Origin of the sequence: Streptomyces sp. SID1328, assembly GCF_009865595.1 — a bacterium.
In the GTDB taxonomy this organism is placed as follows: domain Bacteria; phylum Actinomycetota; class Actinomycetes; order Streptomycetales; family Streptomycetaceae; genus Streptomyces; species Streptomyces griseoluteus.
Genome location: NZ_WWKH01000757.1, coordinates 1 through 17,021, shown reverse-complemented (window position 1 = coordinate 17,021; position 17,021 = coordinate 1). Strand labels below are relative to the sequence as shown.

The window sequence follows — 17,021 nt, the reverse complement described above, 5'->3', positions numbered from 1 at the left end:
CCGCAGGTCCAGCGCCAGCGCGCCCCACTCCAGCCAGTCGAGCAGCCCCGGCAGCTCCTCCGCGCTGCCCGCGGCCACCAGCAGCCGCATACGGCCGCCCGCCAGGGCCGCCGGGGAACCGGGCGCCAGATGCCTGAGCGCCACCGCCCCCGCCTCGGCCGGGACGTCCAGCACGTCGAAGCGCACCCCCGTCACCAGCCGCAGAGGCGCCCCCGGCGCCGTCTCCCAGCCCAGCACACCCTCGTACCAGTGCCGGGCCGCTCCGGGGGCCGGGCCGAGCGGACGCCGCGGGCGCGGGAGGGGCAGCGCCGATGACGCCGGGAAGGGTTCCGGGGATGCCGGGGACATTGAGCCAGCCATGCCAGGTGCAACCGCCAAAGACGCCCAGGAGTTACGCTGAGCGTCCGGAGGGTCACGGTGTGTGCCGCGAGGGGGAGCGCATGGGCGCACCCGGAGTCGCGAGGTTGTTCGCCCATAGCGGAGGGAAACGGTGCGCGCGGCATGGACCGCCCGTCACCGCGGGTAAGACATGCCTAGTGGGAGGGGGGCGACACGCAGGAAAGGCCGTCTCACGTTCGCCATCGGCGGAACGGCGAGTGGGGTAACTGCCTGGCCTGCGGGAACATCGTCTCGCACCATCGAGTTGGAGCAGATGTCGGCGTTCGGGGTCAGGAGGCCATCGACGGTGTCGGCAGTTGGAATGAGCGGTCCCCGCTTGCGGGACTAAGCTGCGGAAGGACAGGGAGGGGAAGTTCCCCCCACTGCCTGACCGCTCTGAGGAGCGATTAACGATGTTCGAGAGGTTCACCGACCGCGCGCGGCGGGTTGTCGTCCTGGCTCAGGAAGAAGCCCGGATGCTCAACCACAACTACATCGGCACCGAGCACATCCTCCTGGGTCTCATCCACGAGGGTGAAGGTGTCGCCGCTAAGGCCCTGGAGAGCCTCGGCATTTCGCTTGAGGCGGTCCGTCAGCAGGTGGAGGAGATCATCGGTCAGGGCCAGCAGGCCCCGTCCGGTCATATCCCCTTCACCCCCCGTGCCAAGAAGGTCCTGGAGCTGTCGCTCCGCGAGGCCCTTCAGCTCGGCCACAATTACATCGGCACCGAGCACATCCTGCTCGGCCTGATCCGTGAGGGCGAGGGCGTCGCCGCCCAGGTCCTGGTCAAGCTGGGCGCAGACCTCAACCGGGTGCGCCAGCAGGTCATCCAGTTGCTCTCCGGTTACCAGGGCAAGGAGACCGCGGCCGCAGGCGGCCCGGCCGAGGGCACCCCCTCGACCTCCCTCGTCCTGGACCAGTTCGGCCGGAACCTCACCCAGGCCGCTCGTGAAACCAAGCTCGACCCGGTCATCGGGCGCGAGAAGGAGATCGAGCGGGTCATGCAGGTGCTGTCCCGCCGTACGAAGAACAACCCGGTGCTGATCGGTGAGCCCGGCGTCGGCAAGACCGCCGTCGTCGAGGGCCTCGCCCAGGCCATCGTCAAGGGCGAGGTGCCCGAGACCCTTAAGGACAAGCACCTCTACACCCTGGACCTCGGTGCCCTGGTCGCCGGCTCCCGCTACCGCGGTGACTTCGAGGAGCGCCTGAAGAAGGTGCTCAAGGAGATCCGCACCCGCGGCGACATCATCCTGTTCATCGACGAGCTGCACACGCTGGTCGGTGCGGGCGCCGCCGAGGGCGCGATCGACGCCGCCTCCATCCTCAAGCCGATGCTGGCCCGCGGTGAGCTCCAGACCATCGGTGCCACCACGCTGGACGAGTACCGCAAGCACCTGGAGAAGGACGCGGCCCTCGAGCGCCGCTTCCAGCCCATCCAGGTCGCGGAGCCGTCGCTGCCGCACACGATCGAGATCCTCAAGGGCCTGCGCGACCGGTACGAGGCGCACCACCGCGTCTCCATCACCGACGAGGCGCTGGTCCAGGCCGCCACTCTGGCCGACCGGTACATCTCGGACCGCTTCCTGCCGGACAAGGCGATCGACCTGATCGACGAGGCCGGTTCCCGGATGCGCATCCGCCGGATGACCGCGCCGCCGGACCTCCGCGAGTTCGACGAGAAGATCGCCGGTGTCCGCCGGGACAAGGAGTCCGCGATCGACTCGCAGGACTTCGAGAAGGCCGCCTCCCTGCGCGACAAGGAGAAGCAGCTCCTGGCCGCCAAGGCCAAGCGGGAGAAGGAGTGGAAGGCCGGCGACATGGACGTCGTCGCCGAGGTCGACGGCGAGCTGATCGCCGAGGTCCTCGCCACCGCCACGGGCATCCCGGTCTTCAAGCTGACCGAGGAGGAGTCCAGCCGCCTGCTCCGCATGGAGGAGGAGCTGCACAAGCGGGTCATCGGCCAGGTCGACGCCGTCAAGGCGCTGTCCAAGGCGATCCGCCGTACCCGTGCCGGTCTGAAGGACCCGAAGCGTCCCGGTGGCTCGTTCATCTTCGCCGGTCCGTCCGGTGTCGGTAAGACCGAGCTGTCCAAGGCGCTCGCCGAGTTCCTCTTCGGTGACGAGGACGCGCTGATCTCCCTCGACATGTCGGAGTTCAGCGAGAAGCACACGGTCTCGCGGCTCTTCGGTTCGCCCCCCGGTTACGTGGGTTACGAGGAGGGTGGCCAGCTCACCGAGAAGGTGCGCCGCAAGCCGTTCTCCGTCGTCCTCTTCGACGAGGTCGAGAAGGCCCACCCGGACATCTTCAACTCGCTGCTGCAGATCCTGGAGGACGGTCGTCTGACCGACTCCCAGGGCCGGGTCGTGGACTTCAAGAACACGGTCATCATCATGACGACCAACCTCGGCACGCGGGACATCTCCAAGGGCTTCAACCTGGGCTTCGCCGCCTCCGGCGACACGAAGACCAACTACGAGCGCATGAAGAACAAGGTGTCGGACGAGCTGAAGCAGCACTTCCGTCCCGAGTTCCTCAACCGCGTCGACGACGTGGTCGTCTTCCCGCAGCTCACTCAGGCGGACATCCTCCGGATCGTCGACCTGATGATCAGCAAGGTGGACGAGCGGCTCAAGGACCGGGACATGGGCATCGAGCTCTCCCAGTCCGCCAAGGAACTGCTCTCCAGGAAGGGTTACGACCCGGTGCTGGGCGCGCGTCCGCTGCGTCGCACGATCCAGCGCGAGGTCGAGGACACCCTCTCGGAGAAGATCCTCTTCGGCGAGCTGCGTCCCGGCCACATCGTGGTCGTCGACACGGAGGGCGAGGGCGAGAACCAGACCTTCACCTTCCGAGGCGAGGAGAAGGCCGCCCTGCCCGACGCCCCGCCGATCGAGCAGGCCGCGGGCGGCGGTCCGAACCTGAGCAAGGACGCGTAACCCTCCGGGGGTCCGCGTAGCCCCGAAGGGGCCGGTGCCTAATGGCACCGGCCCCTTTTGGGTTCTCAGAGGGCCGCGGTCCGGTGAGGCCAACGGAAGACGGTGGCCGTTATCGGGCCTCGGCGCATTCATCGACGAACGCACAAAGCCGACGGATGAGGCTCACATTGGCAGGGGCGGGGTCCCGGTCGGCCTGCGTATGAGGTGCGTCCTGGAGCCACCGCTGCCACAGGCCGCCCGGTTCCCGGAAGCGGTCGGCTTGACCGCCTCCCAGGGTCAGGTCGATGAACAGGAGAGCGCCCATGACGACGGTTTGGTCGTACGGGAGGTCAGGGCGGCGGAGGTAGCGATCCAGGTAGGCGGCGAGCAGATCAGCGTCGCGCGCCGTTCCGAAACTGGCCAGGGTCACGCTGTAGGCCAGCCCGACACAACAGACTTCGCTGGCCAGGAGGAGTCGACCGAGGTCCTCGCGGAATTCGGTCCGGCGGGAGACAGCTACGAGCCAAGCCCCGGTTCTCCGTTCGCGCCAGCTGCCCTCAAGAAGCTTGGCGATCTCACCAGGGGTGATGAGTCCCGCGTCCTCGCGGAGATCTCGCATGAATCGGTCGGACGCAGGGCTTGGCATGCGCAGCAAGCTGCCGCCGAGCTTCAGATAGCGCCGCTCGGGCGTGACGTATCGGCGCACCAGGGCCAGTAGTTCGGCATCGTCACGGGGATCGCGTATCACACGCCCGACTTTGCCTCGCTGGTGCGACAGCTCCCGCACAGGCCGCACAACAGGGGTTGGTGGTGAGGCTTCTCAAGTTCGGCTGGCACTTCGTTGCTGTACAAAGCAGTTGCCTCCCCAGCAGCCGATGCGTCAGGGCGCCCGTGAGGATGGCTGTCGGTGCTCCATCCGTCCCCTCGCCGTCGGGATGGAGCCTAGCCAGGAATACCGGGGTGGGTCAGGACAACTGACCGTCGTAGTCGGGGAGTTTGAACGTCCGCTCCGCGTGCCCGCCGCTCAGGTCGGACGCGCTGTTGCCGATGTTGGCGATGATCGTGTAGCCCTGGCGCTCGATGTCGGCCCGCTGGGCGGTCTTGTAGGCGGCGACGTCCTTAAAGAGGTCGATGAGGCCGCGCACCCGGAGGTCGGTGACGCGGTAGCCGTCGTGTTCGAGGTTGTAGGACGTGGGCCAGTGCAGGAGGCCGGGGCGGGCGGTGACGAAGATCAGGGCGACGCCGTGGTCCTGGGCGTACTGGGCGACCTTCAGGACCGGGCGGTTGGCGGGCTGGGGGAACTGGAAGCCGAAGTCGGTCTCCAGGGTGGTGTTGTCCACGTCCAGGACGATGGCCTGCTTCTCGCCGGTGCCGGCGGCCGCGCGGCTCTGGATGTAGGGGAGGGCCTCGCTCATCACCCGCCCGCAGTCCTGCTGCCAGGTGGCGTAGTCGACGGCGGCCGCGGTGGCCGTGGTGGCGGCCTCGGCGGGGGCGGCGAGCGCGGTGAGCGCGGCGGTGGAGACGGCGATGGCGGCCATCCGGCGCGCCAAGGGGCGTCTGGTCATGAAGGGGGTCCTCTCGCGTCCGTACGGTGCAGTGCATGCTCTGCGGAGCGGGTGGCGCGAGAGGAACCGTAGGGTTACCGGACGGTAGGTTGCTAGAGGCGCGCGTCACATTTATGGGGTCCCGGACCCGGCCCGCCGGTGACATGCCGCACAGGCGAAATGTCCGGTACTAGCCGGGATAGTGGTATTCCAAAACAGGACAAACCCAGACGTACACGCTGAAACGCAGAGTCATACCGGCAGGCCGTACCGCCTGGTCGCACCGGGGCGTCCGACCTGTCAAGAGATGACCGATTTCAGGTACTTCTACTACCTCGTGCCGTAGATGGGCCCTTTGAACCCGGATGGGGTGAGGGGTTACCAATATGGAGTCCCGCCCGGCACACGGTGAAACATCCGTACGCCGGGTGGCTCTCTGTCTCCGAGTTCACGAGGTATCGATGTTCAAGCGTTCCACGTCTGTCCGTACGTCCGCGCTCCGCACTCGCGTGGCCGTCCTGGCCGCCGGTGTCGGCGCCGCGGCCGTGCTGGGTGGCGGGGTTGCCAGCGCCGCCTCCGCCTCCGCGACCTCCTGGGTCGACCCGGTGAAGAAGTACACCCTCTCCGCCAGCTTCGCCCAGGGCGGCAGCCACTGGGCGCACAAGCACAGCGGTCAGGACTTCGCGGTGCCCACCGGCACCGAGGTCCTCGCGGCCCACGGCGGCACCGTCGTCAAGGCCGGCCCGAACGGCGCCGGTGACGGCCCCGCGTACGGCAACGCCATCGTCATCAAGCACGGCAACGGTCTGTACTCGCAGTACGCCCACCTGTCCCGTGTCGACGTCAAGATCGGCCAGATCGTCAAGACCGGCCAGCACATAGCCAAGTCGGGCAGCACCGGTAACTCCACCGGCCCGCACCTGCACTTCGAGATCCGCAAGACGCCGAACTACGGCTCGGCCGTCAACCCGGTCAGCTTCCTGCGGTCCCACGGCGTCCACGTCTGAGCCCTGGGCCACCGCCCCCCGGCCCTCACCGGCCACCGCCGGTAGTCCGGACCACGGATGTCCGGACTACCTCCTGCCGCGGGCGCCCTCGTGCGCCTGCGTCACCAGATCCACGGCGACTTCGAGAACCGCTTCGCGCTTCTTCTCGGGGTCGCCTTCCAGGTCCGCCATCACGAACATGCCGGCGTGCAGCGTGAAGATCGCGCTGATCGAGCGGACCTGGTCCACCAGCTCGGCCTCGGGATCGATGATGATGTCCCTGAGGCCCTTCATGCGTTCCTTGAACGTGTCCCCGATGCGCAGTTCCCGCACCGTCGCCTGGTTCTCCTGCATGAACCGGAAGAGCGGCTGCGCCCCGGCCAGCGCCGCGCTGTAGCGCCGTACGATCTCCTGCTTGGTCTCCAAGGTGTGCGGCTGGCTGCGGCCCCACTCGATCAGGTCCTCGATCGGCTGCGTCAGGTCCGCGAAGAGACTGACGATGATCTCTTCCTTGGTCTTGAAGTGGTAGTAGAGAGCCGCCTTGGTGACATCGAGGTGCTCCGCGATCTCGCGCAGCGAGGTCTTCTCGTAGCCCTGTTCCGCGAACAGCTCGAGCGCGACGTCCTGGATGCGCTGGCGGGTGTTCCCGCGGCGCTGCTGCTTGGTGCCGTCCATGGTGTCGCCCATCCTCGTACTCCTCCCGCTCCCGCGGAAACTTACTTGACGCCCGGCTAGTGGCAGGCTACCTTCCAGTGTAGTGAACTAGCCGGGCGGCAAGTAAGTAGCAGCCGCCAGGGGGAGTGGGAGAGATGGCGGACACGCAGACGGCCAAGGCGGGCCAGGCGGAGCCCGAGCAGCCGGAGAAGAAGCCGAAGAGCGTACGAGTGGTCCTGCTCGCGCTCATGATCGCCATGATGCTGGCGATGCTGGACAACATGATCGTGGGCACCGCGATGCCCACCATCGTGGGCGATCTGGGCGGGCTCGAGCACCTGTCCTGGGTCGTGACGGGGTACACCCTCGCCACCGCGGCCTCGACCCCGGTCTGGGGCAAGATCGGTGACATGTACGGGCGCAAGGGCGCCTTCCTCGGCTCGATCGTGATCTTCCTGATCGGCTCCGCGCTGAGCGGTATGGCCCAGGGCATGGGCGAGCTGATCGCGTTCCGGGCCGTCCAGGGTCTCGGCGCCGGTGGTCTGATGGTCGGCGTCATGGCGATCATCGGCGACCTGATCCCGCCGCGTGAGCGGGGCAAGTACCAGGGCATGATGGCCGGCGTCATGGCGCTGGCGATGATCGGCGGCCCGCTGGTCGGTGGGACCATCACCGACAACTGGGGCTGGCGCTGGACCTTCTACATCAACCTGCCGCTCGGCGCGGTCGCGCTGGCGCTGGTCTCGGCCGTGCTGCACCTGCCGAAGAAGCGGGCCAAGGCGGGGATCGACTACCTCGGCGTGGTCCTGCTGACCGTCGGCATCACCGCGATCGTGCTGGTCACCACGTGGGGCGGTACCGAGTACGCCTGGACCTCCGCGCGGATCATGGAGCTGATCGCCCTTGGCGTGGTGTCGCTGGTCGGGTTCGTGTTCTGGCAGACCAAGGCCGCCGAGCCGGTGCTGCCGCTGCACATCTTCAAGAGCCTGAACTTCACCCTGATGTCCCTCATCGGCTTCGTCACCGGCTTCGTGATGTTCGGCGCGACGCTCTTCCTGCCGCTGTACCAGCAGGCCGTGCAGGGCGCCTCCGCCACCAACTCCGGGCTGCTGCTCCTGCCGATGCTCGGCGCGATGCTGGTGACCTCGATGGTCGCGGGCCGGGTCACCACGAACAGCGGCCGGTACAAGGTCTTCCCGATCGCCGGCGGTGTGCTGATGATCATCGGGCTGTACCTGATGTCCACGATGGACACCGACACCACCCGGCTGACCTCCGGGATCTACATGGCCGTGGTCGGCGCGGGCATGGGCTGCCTGATGCAGGTGACCATGCTGGTGGCGCAGAACAGCGTGGAGATGAAGGACATGGGCGTCGCGTCCTCCTCCGCCACCCTGTTCCGTACCCTCGGCTCCTCGTTCGGTGTGGCCGTCATGGGCGCCCTGTTCAACAACCGGGTGCAGGACGTGATGACCGAGCGCGCCGGTGCGCTGGGCAAGGGCATCACCGAGAAGTCCGCCCAGCTCGACGCGGCCAGCCTCGCCAAGCTGCCGGCCGCGGCGCGGGAGGCGTACCAGCACGCGGTGTCCGCGGGCACCCACTCCGCCTTCCTCCTCGGCTCCGCCATCGCCGTCGTGGTCCTCGTCGCGGCCGTCTTCGTCAAGGAGGTCCCGCTGCGCGGTGGCCCCCAGAAGCCGTCCACCGAGCCCACGGACGCGATCCCGGCCCCGGTGATCGAAGCGGTCTGACCTGGTGCGACCACGAGAAGGCCCCCCGGCTGCCGGTCGGGGGGCCTTCTCGCGTCAGCTTCGCAGGGTGGGCGGGACCGTGTAGCTGCCCGTCGCCGTGGGGGCGTGCTCGGGGAGCCAGAGGACGGCCACCGCGCCCTCGCCGTGGGGGCGGATGTTGCGGAAGGTGAGGCGGGCGCCGAGGACCCGGGCCTGGCCGGCGGCGATGGTGAGGCCGAGGCCGTGGCCCTGGCCGGCGCGGTCCTCGCTGCCGGTACGGAAACGGAGCGGGCCCTCGGCGAGGAGTGCCTCGGGGAAGCCGGGGCCGTGGTCGCGTATCCGGATCACCCGGCCCTCGACGGTCACCTCGATGGGCGGCTCGCCGTGCCGGGCGGCGTTGGTGAGCAGGTTGAGCAGCACCCGCTCCAGCCGGCGCGGGTCGGTGGTGACCTCGGACTCGTGCACCACCCGTACCGCGATGTCCGGGTCCTTCGCGGCCACGCGCCGGGCGACGAACTCGCCCAGCATGATGTCCTGCAGCTCGGCCCGCTCGGAGGCCCCGTCCAGCCGGGCCACCTCCAGCACGTCCTCCACCAGCGTGCGCATCGCCTTGGCCCGGTCCAGCACCAGCTCCGTGGGCCTGCCGGGCGGCAGCAGCTCGGCGGCCGTGAGCAGCCCGGTCACCGGTGTCCGCAGCTCGTGCGCGATGTCGGCCGTGACCCGCCGCTCCGCCTCCAGCCGCTGCCGCAGGGCGTCCGCCATGGCGTCCACCGCGCGGGCCAGGTCGTCGGCCTCGTCCCGTACGACACCGCCGATGGCCTCCCGTACCCGTACGTCGGTCTCGCCGGCCGCCAGCCGGTTCGCGGCGGCGGCCGCCTTGCGCAGGCGCCGGGAGAGCTGGCCGCCGATCACCACGCCGAGCGCGCTGCCGCCGAGGACCACCGCGATGGAGCCGATGAGCAGCGCCTGGTCGAGGTCGGCAAGCACGTCCGCGGACTTGTCCGGGAAGGCGCCGTGCAGGGAGAGCACATGCCCGTTCTTGACCGGCACCGCGGCCCAGATGTCCGGCTCGCCGCTGCCCGTGTCGCTGACGTAACTGGCCCGGCGCCCCTCCTCCACCTTGGCCCGCAGCGCGGCCGGGAGGGCAGGGTCGTCGATCTTGATGCTGGGGAAGTTGGGCCGCCCGGCGAGCTCGTAGTTGCGCTGGGCGAGCTGGACCCGCTGGTTGGCCAGGTCACGGGCGTTGTCCAGCATGGAGACCCGCGCCGCGTTGTGCACGACCAGGCTCAGCGCGATGGCCACCAGCCCCGCGACCAGCGCGATGGCCGCGCTCAGCTTCCACCGCAGACCGGTGCGCAGGCCCACGCCCGCCACCCGCCGCACCGGACGTCCGAAGAGACTCCGCATGACGCCCTCAGCCCCGCAGCTTGTAGCCGAAGCCGCGGACCGTCTCGATCCGGTCCTGGCCGATCTTCTGGCGCAGCCGCTGCACATGGACGTCGACCACGCGGGTGTCCCCGCCCCAGCCGTAGTCCCAGACCCGCTCCAGCAGCTTGTCGCGGGAGAGCACGGTGCCCGGCGCGCCGGAGAACTCCAGCAGCAGCCGCATCTCGGTCGGGGTGAGCGCCACCGGCTGTCCGGCCCGCCGCACCTCCATGCCCTCGGTGTCCACCTCCAGCTCGCCGAAGGTCAGCACCCCGTCGCTGTCCGCCGCGCCGTCCGCCCCGGCACCGGAGGGATGCCCCGCGTGCCCGAAGCGGCGCAGCACCGCCCGGATGCGGGCGACCAGCACCGCGCCGTCGAACGGCTTGGTCACGTAGTCGTCGGCGCCCGCCTCCAGGCCCAGCACCACGTCGATGGAGTCCGCCCGCGCCGACAGCATGATCACCGGCACCGTCGACTCGTCCCGGATACGGCGGCACAGGCTGACCCCGTCCAGCCCCGGCACCATCACGTCGAGCAGCGCGATGTCGGGCCGGTCGGCGCGGAACGCCTCCAGCCCCGACAGCCCGTCGGGCATGGCGGTGACCGCGAAGCCGTCCCGCTCCAGGGCGAGCTGGGTGGCCTCACGGATGACGTCGTCGTCCTCGACGAACAGGACGTGCGTGTGCTCTGGCATCCGGTGCTCTCAGTCCTCGTGATCAGGGGTGTCGCGTCAGTCGCCGGGCACGGGCGTCGGCTCGTGGCCCACCGCCCCGCTGTAGTCCGTGTGCACGGGCTTGCCCGCCACGAACCGGCCCGCCTTCCACGTGTAGGGGACGACGTCCTCGCCGGAGGGGCTGGAGATGGGGTCCCCCCTGCTGTACACCTGCTTGGTCACGGTCAGCGCGCCCTGGTCGATCTCCGCATAGACCGGCGACTCCTCGGTCTTGAACACGTTCCGGTACGAGCCCCTGCTCTCCCGGTACACATACGCGCCAATGCCCACCGCGTCGGCGCAGGTCAGCACGTTGACCACGACATCGGAGCGGTCCGAGTCGGTCAGGTCGCCGTAGGAGACGTCGACGGGGTAGTCGTCGCCGCTGCCGCACGGCTTCAGCTCGTGCTTGACGGCCGCAGAGACCGCCGGGTCCCGCTTGAGCAGGCTCACCGCGTCGACGCGGTGGTAGCCGGCCGCCGGGCTGGGGGAGGGGGAGGGGGGTGCCGCGCCAACCACGGCGGAGGCGTGCGCCGGCCCCTCGTCCCGCGCGCCGGTGCCCCCGGCGCCGCAGGCGGTCGCGGAAAGGCCGACGGCGGCGATCCCGGCCACCGCCAGGATCACCGCGCGTACGCCTCGGACACGTCTGGGCCCCCCAGTCAGGCCGCGCAACGCTCCCGCTCCTCACGCTCCAGCGCGCGTGCATCCAGATCGCGGGCCTCCAGCTCCTCGCGGAGCCGGGCGAGCGCCCGGTGCAGCGTGCTCTTGACCGTGCCCGCGGACATGCCGAGGGCCGCGGCCGTCTCTTCCGTGGACATCTGCTCCCAGTGTCGCAGCACCACGACACTGCGCTGCTTGGGAGCCAGCACCTTCAGGATGTCCATCAGCAGGGCGCGGTCGGCGTACTGCTCGGTGGAGTCCGCGACCGGGCCCTCGGGGAGCTGCTCGGTCGGCACCTCCTCCAGCTTGCGCGCCCGCCACCACTCCGTACGGGTGTTGATCATGACGCGGCGCAGATAGGCGTCGGCCAGCCGCTTGTCGGCGATGCCGTCCCAGCGCCCGTAGGTGCGGGCCAGCGCGGTCTGGAGCAGGTCCTGCGCGTCCACCGGGTCCGGCACCAGGCGGCGGGCACTGCGCAGCAGCGCGTCCTGCCGGGTCCGTACGTACTCCTCGAACTCGAGCACCTCGCCCTGCGCCATGACCCGACCACCTTCCGTGTTCCCCGTCGCCCCGGTCCACGCCGGGGCCTTCTTCCGCAGGCCCGGTGGTCCGCCGGGCACGGAACGAAGCTACGGAGCGGTTGTCACGGGGTTGTCCGAGGAAGCCTGCGGCCGGCACTCGGCTGTCCGTCGGTTGTGTAACAGCCGTGAGCCGGGGGTAAGGAAAGCGCCCGTCATGTCCCTTTATGGGGTGCTTTGTTGGGCCGGTCCGGGCGTGCCGGGCGGCCCGCGGCTGTGACCTTCCTGTGGATCAGCCGAGCGGCAGCCGGTACATGCCGCCGGGCAGCGGCTCCACCAGACCGTCCGTGACGAGGCCGTCGAGCGCGCGGGCCCGCTGCACCGGCTCGTGCCACACCCGGTCAAGCGCCGTCTGCGGCACCGGCACATGCGCGTCCCGCAGCACCGCGAGCAGCTTCCCGCGCACCTGGCGGTCGGTGCCCGCGTACGTCTGCCCGCGCCGGGGCGGGCCCTCGTGCTCCGGCTTGCCCGCGAGCCGCCAGGCGCACTGCGCGGCGATCGGGCAGCGATGGCACTCCTCGTTCTTCGCCGTGCACACCAGCGCGCCCAGCTCCATGGAGGCGGCCGCCCAGCGCGCGGCCGTGCCGTCCTCGTCGGGCAGCAGCTCACGGGCGAGCCTGCGCTCGGCGGCCGTGGTGGCGTTCGGCGGGTAGCGCACCCCGGTCACCGCACGCGCGAAGACCCGGCGCACATTGGTGTCCAGCACCGGGTGCCGCTGCCCGTAGGCGAAGGAGGCCACGGCGGCGGCCGTGTACTCCCCGATGCCGGGCAGCGCCAGCAGCTGGGCGTGGTCGGCGGGTACGTCCCCGCCGTGCCGCTCCGTTATGGCGACGGCCGCGCCGTGCAGCCGGAGCGCGCGGCGCGGGTAGCCGAGCCGGCCCCAGGCGCGCACCGCCTCGCCGGGCGGCTCCTTGGCCAGATCGGCCGGGCGGGGCCAGCGGGCGAGCCACTGCTCGTAGACCGGCAGCACCCGGCTGACCGGGGTCTGCTGGAGCATGAACTCACTGACCATCACGCCCCACGGCCCCGCTTCCGGGCGGCGCCAGGGGAGGTCGCGGGCGTGGGAGTCGAACCAGTCGATCACGGGGGCGTGAAGCTTCTCTGTCATGGCCTTCCGATCCTGCCACGCCGCACGCGGACCGTGTGGGTCACCGCCCGCGCACGGAGCGTCGCGCTCGGCACAAGATGCCGGTGCGCGAGGGAAGTTACCGGGATGATGATCCGGAAAAGTTGATGACAGGGCGGCGGGGGACGCGAGTCGTGGGCATGATCTCTCGTACAGTTTCCGCGTGGGATCTCTGCGCAATCCGGTCGGGCCGCTTCCCTCCTCCATCTACTGGCGACGGAGGGTCGTCATCGTGTCCGTGGTCGCCCTGTTGGCGCTCGTGGTCACCTGGATCGTCGTGTCGGGCGGCGGGGGAGGCAAGAACGGCGCCAATGGCCCCGACGGCAAGAATCCCGCGTCCACGATCACGCCGGGTCCCACGTCCTCCGGTCCCGCGATCAGCCAACACCCGGGCGGACGCGACGAGTCGGGCGGTGGCGGCTCCGGTGACGGCGGGTCGGGCGACTCCGGTCCGGGCGACGGGTCCGGTGACGGCTCCGGCTCGGACGGCACGGGTGACGGCGACTCCGGCTCCGGTACGGGCGGTTCGGGCTCGGCGTCCGGCACGGGCGGCGGCAGTGTCGGCGCGGGCGACGCGCTGGCCGCGTCCTCCCCGCTCCCGGTGTGCGCCCCCGGCAAGGTCACGGTGAGCCTGCGCAGCAAGCACAACTCCTTCTCGCCCGACGAGACCCCCACCTTCGAACTCACCGTCCGCAACAGCTCGTCCGGCGACTGCAAGGTCGACCTCGGCCCCGAGCACACGGTCCTGGAGATCACCCCGGCCGACGGCGACGACCCCTACTGGGCCTCCGACGACTGCCCCGAGGGCGCCAAGAGCCTGATCTTCCGCGTCCCGGCCGACGAGAGCATCACCTACACGGTGAAGTGGGACCGCCACCCGAGCACCGCCAAGTGCGCGACCCCGCCCGCCGGCAAGGCCAAGCCGGGCACGTACCTGCTGGAAGCGAAGGCATCGGGCTTCGCCAAGACCCGGACGTCCTTCGTCCTGTCGGCGGACTAGAGGCAGCCGGCCCTTCTCAGGGGGCGAGAAGGGCAACCGGTGCTTTTCAGAGAAGGGGTCGTGCCTTCAGGGGCGCGGGGAACTGCGCGGCCGGCCACAGCGGCCCCGCACCCGAAGGCGAACCGCGCGAAACCTAGACGTACCGCTCCAGAATGGAGGACTCCGCCAGCCGCGAGAGCCCTTCCCGCACACTGCGAGCCCGCGCTTCTCCCACCCCGTCGACAGCCTGCAGATCATCCACGCTGGCGGCGAGCAACTTCTGCAACCCGCCGAAGTGCTCCACCAGCCGGTCGATGATCGCCCCCGGCAGCCGGGGAACCTTCGCCAGCAGCCGGAACCCACGGGGCGAAACCGCCGAGTCCAGCGACTCGGGAGACGCGGTGTACCCCAGTCCCCGTGCCACCGTGCCCAGTTCGAGCAACTCGGCATGGCTCAGCGCGTCCAGCTCGAACAACGCCTCCTCCACCGTGCGCGACCGCTTCGCCGTCGGCTCGGGGACGTAATCCCGGACGACCAGCTCACGGTCGGGCTCGACCCCGGCGATCAGCTCCTCCAACTGGAGCGCCAGCAGGCGGCCGTCCGTGCCCAGCTCGACCACGTACTCCGCGATCTCGGTGGCGATGCGCCGGACCATCTCCAGCCGCTGCGCGACCGCGGAGACGTCCCGGACGGTCACCAGGTCCTCGATCTCCAGCGCGGACAGCGTGCCCGCGACCTCGTCCAGGCGGAGCTTGTACCGCTCCAGCGTGGCCAGCGCCTGGTTGGCGCGGGAGAGGATCGCCGCCGAGTCCTCCAGGACCCGGCGCTGCCCGTCGACGTACAGCGCGATCAGCCGCATCGACTGGGACACCGAGACCACGGGGAAGCCGACCTGCTTGGAGACGCGGTCGGCGGTGCGGTGCCGGGTGCCGGTCTCCTCGGTGGGGATCGTGGGGTCCGGGACGAGCTGGACGCCGGCGCGCAGGATCTTCGACAGGTCCGAGGAGAGGACGATGCCGCCGTCCAGCTTGCACAGCTCGCGCAGCCGGGTCGCGGTGAACTCCACGTCCAGCACGAAACCGCCGGTGCACATCGCCTCGACCGTCTTGTCCCAGCCCAGCAGGATCAGGCCGCCGGTGTTGCCGCGCAGGACCCGCTCCAGACCGTCGCGCAGGGCGGTGCCCGGGGCAACGGCGCTCAGCGAGGCGCGCATCAGGCCATCGGCACCGGCACTCCCACCGGACTTTCCGGGAGCTGCTGCCCGGTCGTTGGCTGCCACTGCACTCCTCCGGTCGCAGGTTCTGACGCGCTTCCGTCACGGCACGCGTTTCGCACGGACGGGCGAGACCTGCGCAAAGTCTACCGGCGGTCCTCCGCCTCCCGCGGGGCCTCTCGGCGACGGGAGCGGGGCAGCACCCGCAGCGCGTCCCCCATGTCGGCCACCTCCACAACCTTCATCCCGGCCGGGACCTTGCCCGGATCGCCCGGTACGAGCGCGTGTGTGAAGCCCAGCCGGGCCGCCTCGGCGAGCCTGCGCTGCACGCCTGTGACGCGTCTGACCTCGCCCGCGAGACCCACCTCACCGATGGCGACCAGATTCTTCGGCAGCGGGGTGTCGCTGGCCGCCGAGGCGAGCGCCAGCGCGATGGCCAGGTCCGCGGCGGGCTCGGACAGCTTCACCCCCCCGACGGTCGCGGAGTAGATGTCCCGCTTGCCGAGCGCGCTGATCCGGCCGCGCTGCTCCAGCACCGCCAGCATCATCGAGACACGGGAGGTCTCCAGGCCGGAGGTGGTGCGGCGGGGGGAGGGGATCTGGGAGTCCACGGTGAGCGCCTGCACCTCGGCCACCAGCGGGCGGCGCCCCTCCAGGGTCACGGTCAGACAGGTGCCGGGCACCGGCTCGGCGCGCCGGGTGAGGAAGAGGCCGCTGGGGTCGGCGAGGCCGGTGATGCCCTCGTCGTGCAGCTCGAAGCAGCCGACCTCGTCCGTCGCCCCGTACCGGTTCTTCACGCCGCGGACCAGGCGGAGGCGGGCGTGCCGGTCGCCCTCGAAGCTCAGGACGACGTCCACCAGGTGCTCCAGCAGGCGGGGGCCCGCGATGGCGCCGTCCTTGGTGACGTGGCCCACCAGCAGGGTGGACATGCCGCGCTCCTTGGAGGCGCGGATCAGGGCCCCGGCCACCTCGCGGACCTGGGCCATGCCGCCGGGGGCGCCGTCGATCTCCGGGGAGGCGACCGTCTGCACCGAGTCGAGGATCAGCAGGGAGGGCTTGACCGCGTCCAAGTGGCCGAGCACGGCGGCCAGATCGGTCTCGGCGGCGAGGTAGAGGTGGTCGTGCAGGGCCTTGATGCGGTCGGCGCGCATGCGGACCTGGCTCGCGGACTCCTCGCCGGTGACGTAGAGGGTCTTGTGCTCCTCGCTCGCCGACTTGGCGGCCACGTCGAGCAGCAGCGTGGACTTGCCGACGCCCGGCTCGCCCGCGAGCAGCACGACCGCGCCGGGTACGAGTCCGCCGCCGAGCACCCGGTCCAGTTCGGGGACGCCGGTGGTGCGGGCGGTGGCCTGGCGGCCGTCGACCTGGCCGATGGGCAGGGCGGAGCTGGTGACGCGGCCCGGCGCCGTCGTACGGACCGCGGGCGCGCCGTACTCCTCGACCGTGCCCCACGCCTGGCACTCGGGGCAGCGGCCGAGCCACTTGGCCGTCTGCCAGCCGCACTCGGTGCAGCGGTAGGACGGACGCTCCTTGGCGGACTTGGTACGGGTGGCCATGCGGAAACCGTAGTCCCCGCCACTGACAACGCCCGCCGCCCGCCCTTGGACGGCGCGCGAGCGGGGGCGCACGCCGGGGTATCGGGGCGCACGCGGAGCGGATGGTTCCGGATGCCCTCCACCGGGTCCGCGCCCGCTTCTCGGCGGCCGGTGTCCCCTTATGAGGGATCGTTTCACCCGTATGGATTAAAAGTGCTCAAGGTGCAAGAAGGGGCACTCCGCCGACGCCTACGGTCGCACAGGTGATGAGCAGCACTCCGGAGACCACGACCCGCACCACCGGCGCACACCGGGCGCAACGGGCGCATCGGGAGGCGCGCGACCGATCCGCGGCGCGGAACATCGCCCAGCGGGCGTCGTCGCGCCATGAGGCGTATCTGGACGGCCTGTTCACCTACTGCCTGTCGGTGCTGTGCGACCACGACGCGGCCACCGCCGCCCTGAGCGAGGTCCTCGTCATCGCCGAACGGCGTGGCCGACGCGACCCCCAGACCCCCGGCGACCGCCGGGCCTGGCTGTACGCCCTGGCCCGCTGGGCCTGTCTGCGCGGCCTCGCCGAGGCCCGCCG

Annotated in this window: 15 protein-coding genes and 1 pseudogene; 5 read left to right on the top strand and 11 right to left on the bottom strand. The window is 70.5% G+C overall.

Annotated features, from left to right (window positions below):
• The coding region (locus GT030_RS24310; protein ID WP_237522778.1) for an SCO3374 family protein at positions 1 to 348 on the bottom strand (348 nt) is incomplete at its 3' end.
• 443 nt (positions 349 to 791) lie between these two features.
• Between GT030_RS24310 and GT030_RS24300 the strand changes: the two genes are divergently transcribed.
• A complete protein-coding gene (locus GT030_RS24300) occupies positions 792 to 3,314 on the top strand; it encodes an ATP-dependent Clp protease ATP-binding subunit (protein WP_161202919.1) in 2,523 nt (840 codons plus the stop codon).
• A 109-nt stretch (positions 3,315 to 3,423) separates the two neighbouring features.
• Here the strand turns inward: GT030_RS24300 and GT030_RS24295 are convergent, their stop codons facing one another.
• The gene (locus GT030_RS24295; protein WP_161202918.1) at positions 3,424 to 4,041 is read right to left on the bottom strand and encodes a DUF6000 family protein; all 618 of its coding nucleotides are present in this window, start codon (positions 4,039 to 4,041) and stop codon (positions 3,424 to 3,426) included.
• Between the two features lie 217 nt (positions 4,042 to 4,258).
• Complete coding sequence (locus GT030_RS24290; protein ID WP_161202917.1) at positions 4,259 to 4,858, bottom strand: HAD family acid phosphatase; 600 nt, start codon at positions 4,856 to 4,858, stop codon at positions 4,259 to 4,261.
• 440 nt (positions 4,859 to 5,298) lie between these two features.
• Here GT030_RS24290 and GT030_RS24285 point away from each other — a divergent pair, with 440 nt between their 5' ends.
• Positions 5,299 to 5,844: a M23 family metallopeptidase gene (locus GT030_RS24285; protein WP_161202916.1), complete on the top strand. Its 546-nt coding sequence runs from the start codon at positions 5,299 to 5,301 to the stop codon at positions 5,842 to 5,844.
• Between the two features lie 66 nt (positions 5,845 to 5,910).
• Here GT030_RS24285 and GT030_RS24280 read toward each other — a convergent pair whose 3' ends face one another.
• Positions 5,911 to 6,510 carry a TetR/AcrR family transcriptional regulator gene (locus tag GT030_RS24280; RefSeq protein ID WP_161202915.1) on the bottom strand — a complete coding sequence of 200 codons (600 nt, stop codon included), beginning with the start codon at positions 6,508 to 6,510 and terminating at the stop codon, positions 5,911 to 5,913.
• Between the two features lie 122 nt (positions 6,511 to 6,632).
• On the opposite strand from GT030_RS24280, the gene GT030_RS24275 reads away from it, so the two are divergent.
• On the top strand, positions 6,633 to 8,225 hold the full coding sequence (locus GT030_RS24275; RefSeq protein ID WP_161202914.1) for an MDR family MFS transporter: 1,593 nt from the start codon (positions 6,633 to 6,635) through the stop codon (positions 8,223 to 8,225).
• A 54-nt stretch (positions 8,226 to 8,279) separates the two neighbouring features.
• Here the strand turns inward: GT030_RS24275 and cseC are convergent, their stop codons facing one another.
• The 5 genes from cseC to GT030_RS24250 all read right to left on the bottom strand — a co-directional run bounded on the left by cseC (position 8,280) and on the right by GT030_RS24250 (position 12,687).
• Positions 8,280 to 9,611: a two-component system sensor histidine kinase CseC gene (cseC, locus tag GT030_RS24270; protein WP_161202913.1), complete on the bottom strand. Its 1,332-nt coding sequence runs from the start codon at positions 9,609 to 9,611 to the stop codon at positions 8,280 to 8,282.
• 7 nt (positions 9,612 to 9,618) lie between these two features.
• The gene (gene cseB / locus GT030_RS24265; RefSeq protein WP_086694087.1) at positions 9,619 to 10,323 is read right to left on the bottom strand and encodes a two-component system response regulator CseB; all 705 of its coding nucleotides are present in this window, start codon (positions 10,321 to 10,323) and stop codon (positions 9,619 to 9,621) included.
• 36 nt (positions 10,324 to 10,359) lie between these two features.
• Positions 10,360 to 10,965 carry a hypothetical protein gene (locus tag GT030_RS24260; RefSeq protein WP_346009735.1) on the bottom strand — a complete coding sequence of 202 codons (606 nt, stop codon included), beginning with the start codon at positions 10,963 to 10,965 and terminating at the stop codon, positions 10,360 to 10,362.
• 35 nt (positions 10,966 to 11,000) lie between these two features.
• Entirely contained in the window at positions 11,001 to 11,540 is a 540-nt protein-coding gene (locus GT030_RS24255) for a SigE family RNA polymerase sigma factor (RefSeq protein WP_031182797.1), read from the bottom strand.
• Positions 11,541 to 11,811: 271 nt separating this feature from the next.
• Positions 11,812 to 12,687, bottom strand: coding sequence for an A/G-specific adenine glycosylase (locus GT030_RS24250; protein WP_161202912.1), 876 nt, complete (start codon positions 12,685 to 12,687; stop codon positions 11,812 to 11,814).
• Between the two features lie 181 nt (positions 12,688 to 12,868).
• Between GT030_RS24250 and GT030_RS24245 the strand changes: the two genes are divergently transcribed.
• Positions 12,869 to 13,705: a hypothetical protein gene (locus GT030_RS24245; protein WP_346009734.1), complete on the top strand. Its 837-nt coding sequence runs from the start codon at positions 12,869 to 12,871 to the stop codon at positions 13,703 to 13,705.
• Between the two features lie 133 nt (positions 13,706 to 13,838).
• On the opposite strand, the gene disA is transcribed toward GT030_RS24245, so the two are convergent.
• Together disA and radA are read right to left on the bottom strand one after the other, a co-directional pair.
• Positions 13,839 to 14,963 (bottom strand): DNA integrity scanning diadenylate cyclase DisA, encoded by a 1,125-nt coding sequence (disA, locus tag GT030_RS24240; protein ID WP_135787480.1) that lies wholly within the window; start codon positions 14,961 to 14,963, stop codon positions 13,839 to 13,841.
• A gap of 80 nt (positions 14,964 to 15,043) precedes the next feature.
• Positions 15,044 to 16,453: a DNA repair protein RadA gene (gene radA / locus GT030_RS24235; RefSeq protein WP_161202911.1), complete on the bottom strand. Its 1,410-nt coding sequence runs from the start codon at positions 16,451 to 16,453 to the stop codon at positions 15,044 to 15,046.
• 242 nt (positions 16,454 to 16,695) lie between these two features.
• On the opposite strand from radA, the pseudogene GT030_RS24230 reads away from it, so the two are divergent.
• A pseudogene (locus GT030_RS24230) lies at positions 16,696 to 17,021 on the top strand (hypothetical protein); the annotation flags it as partial.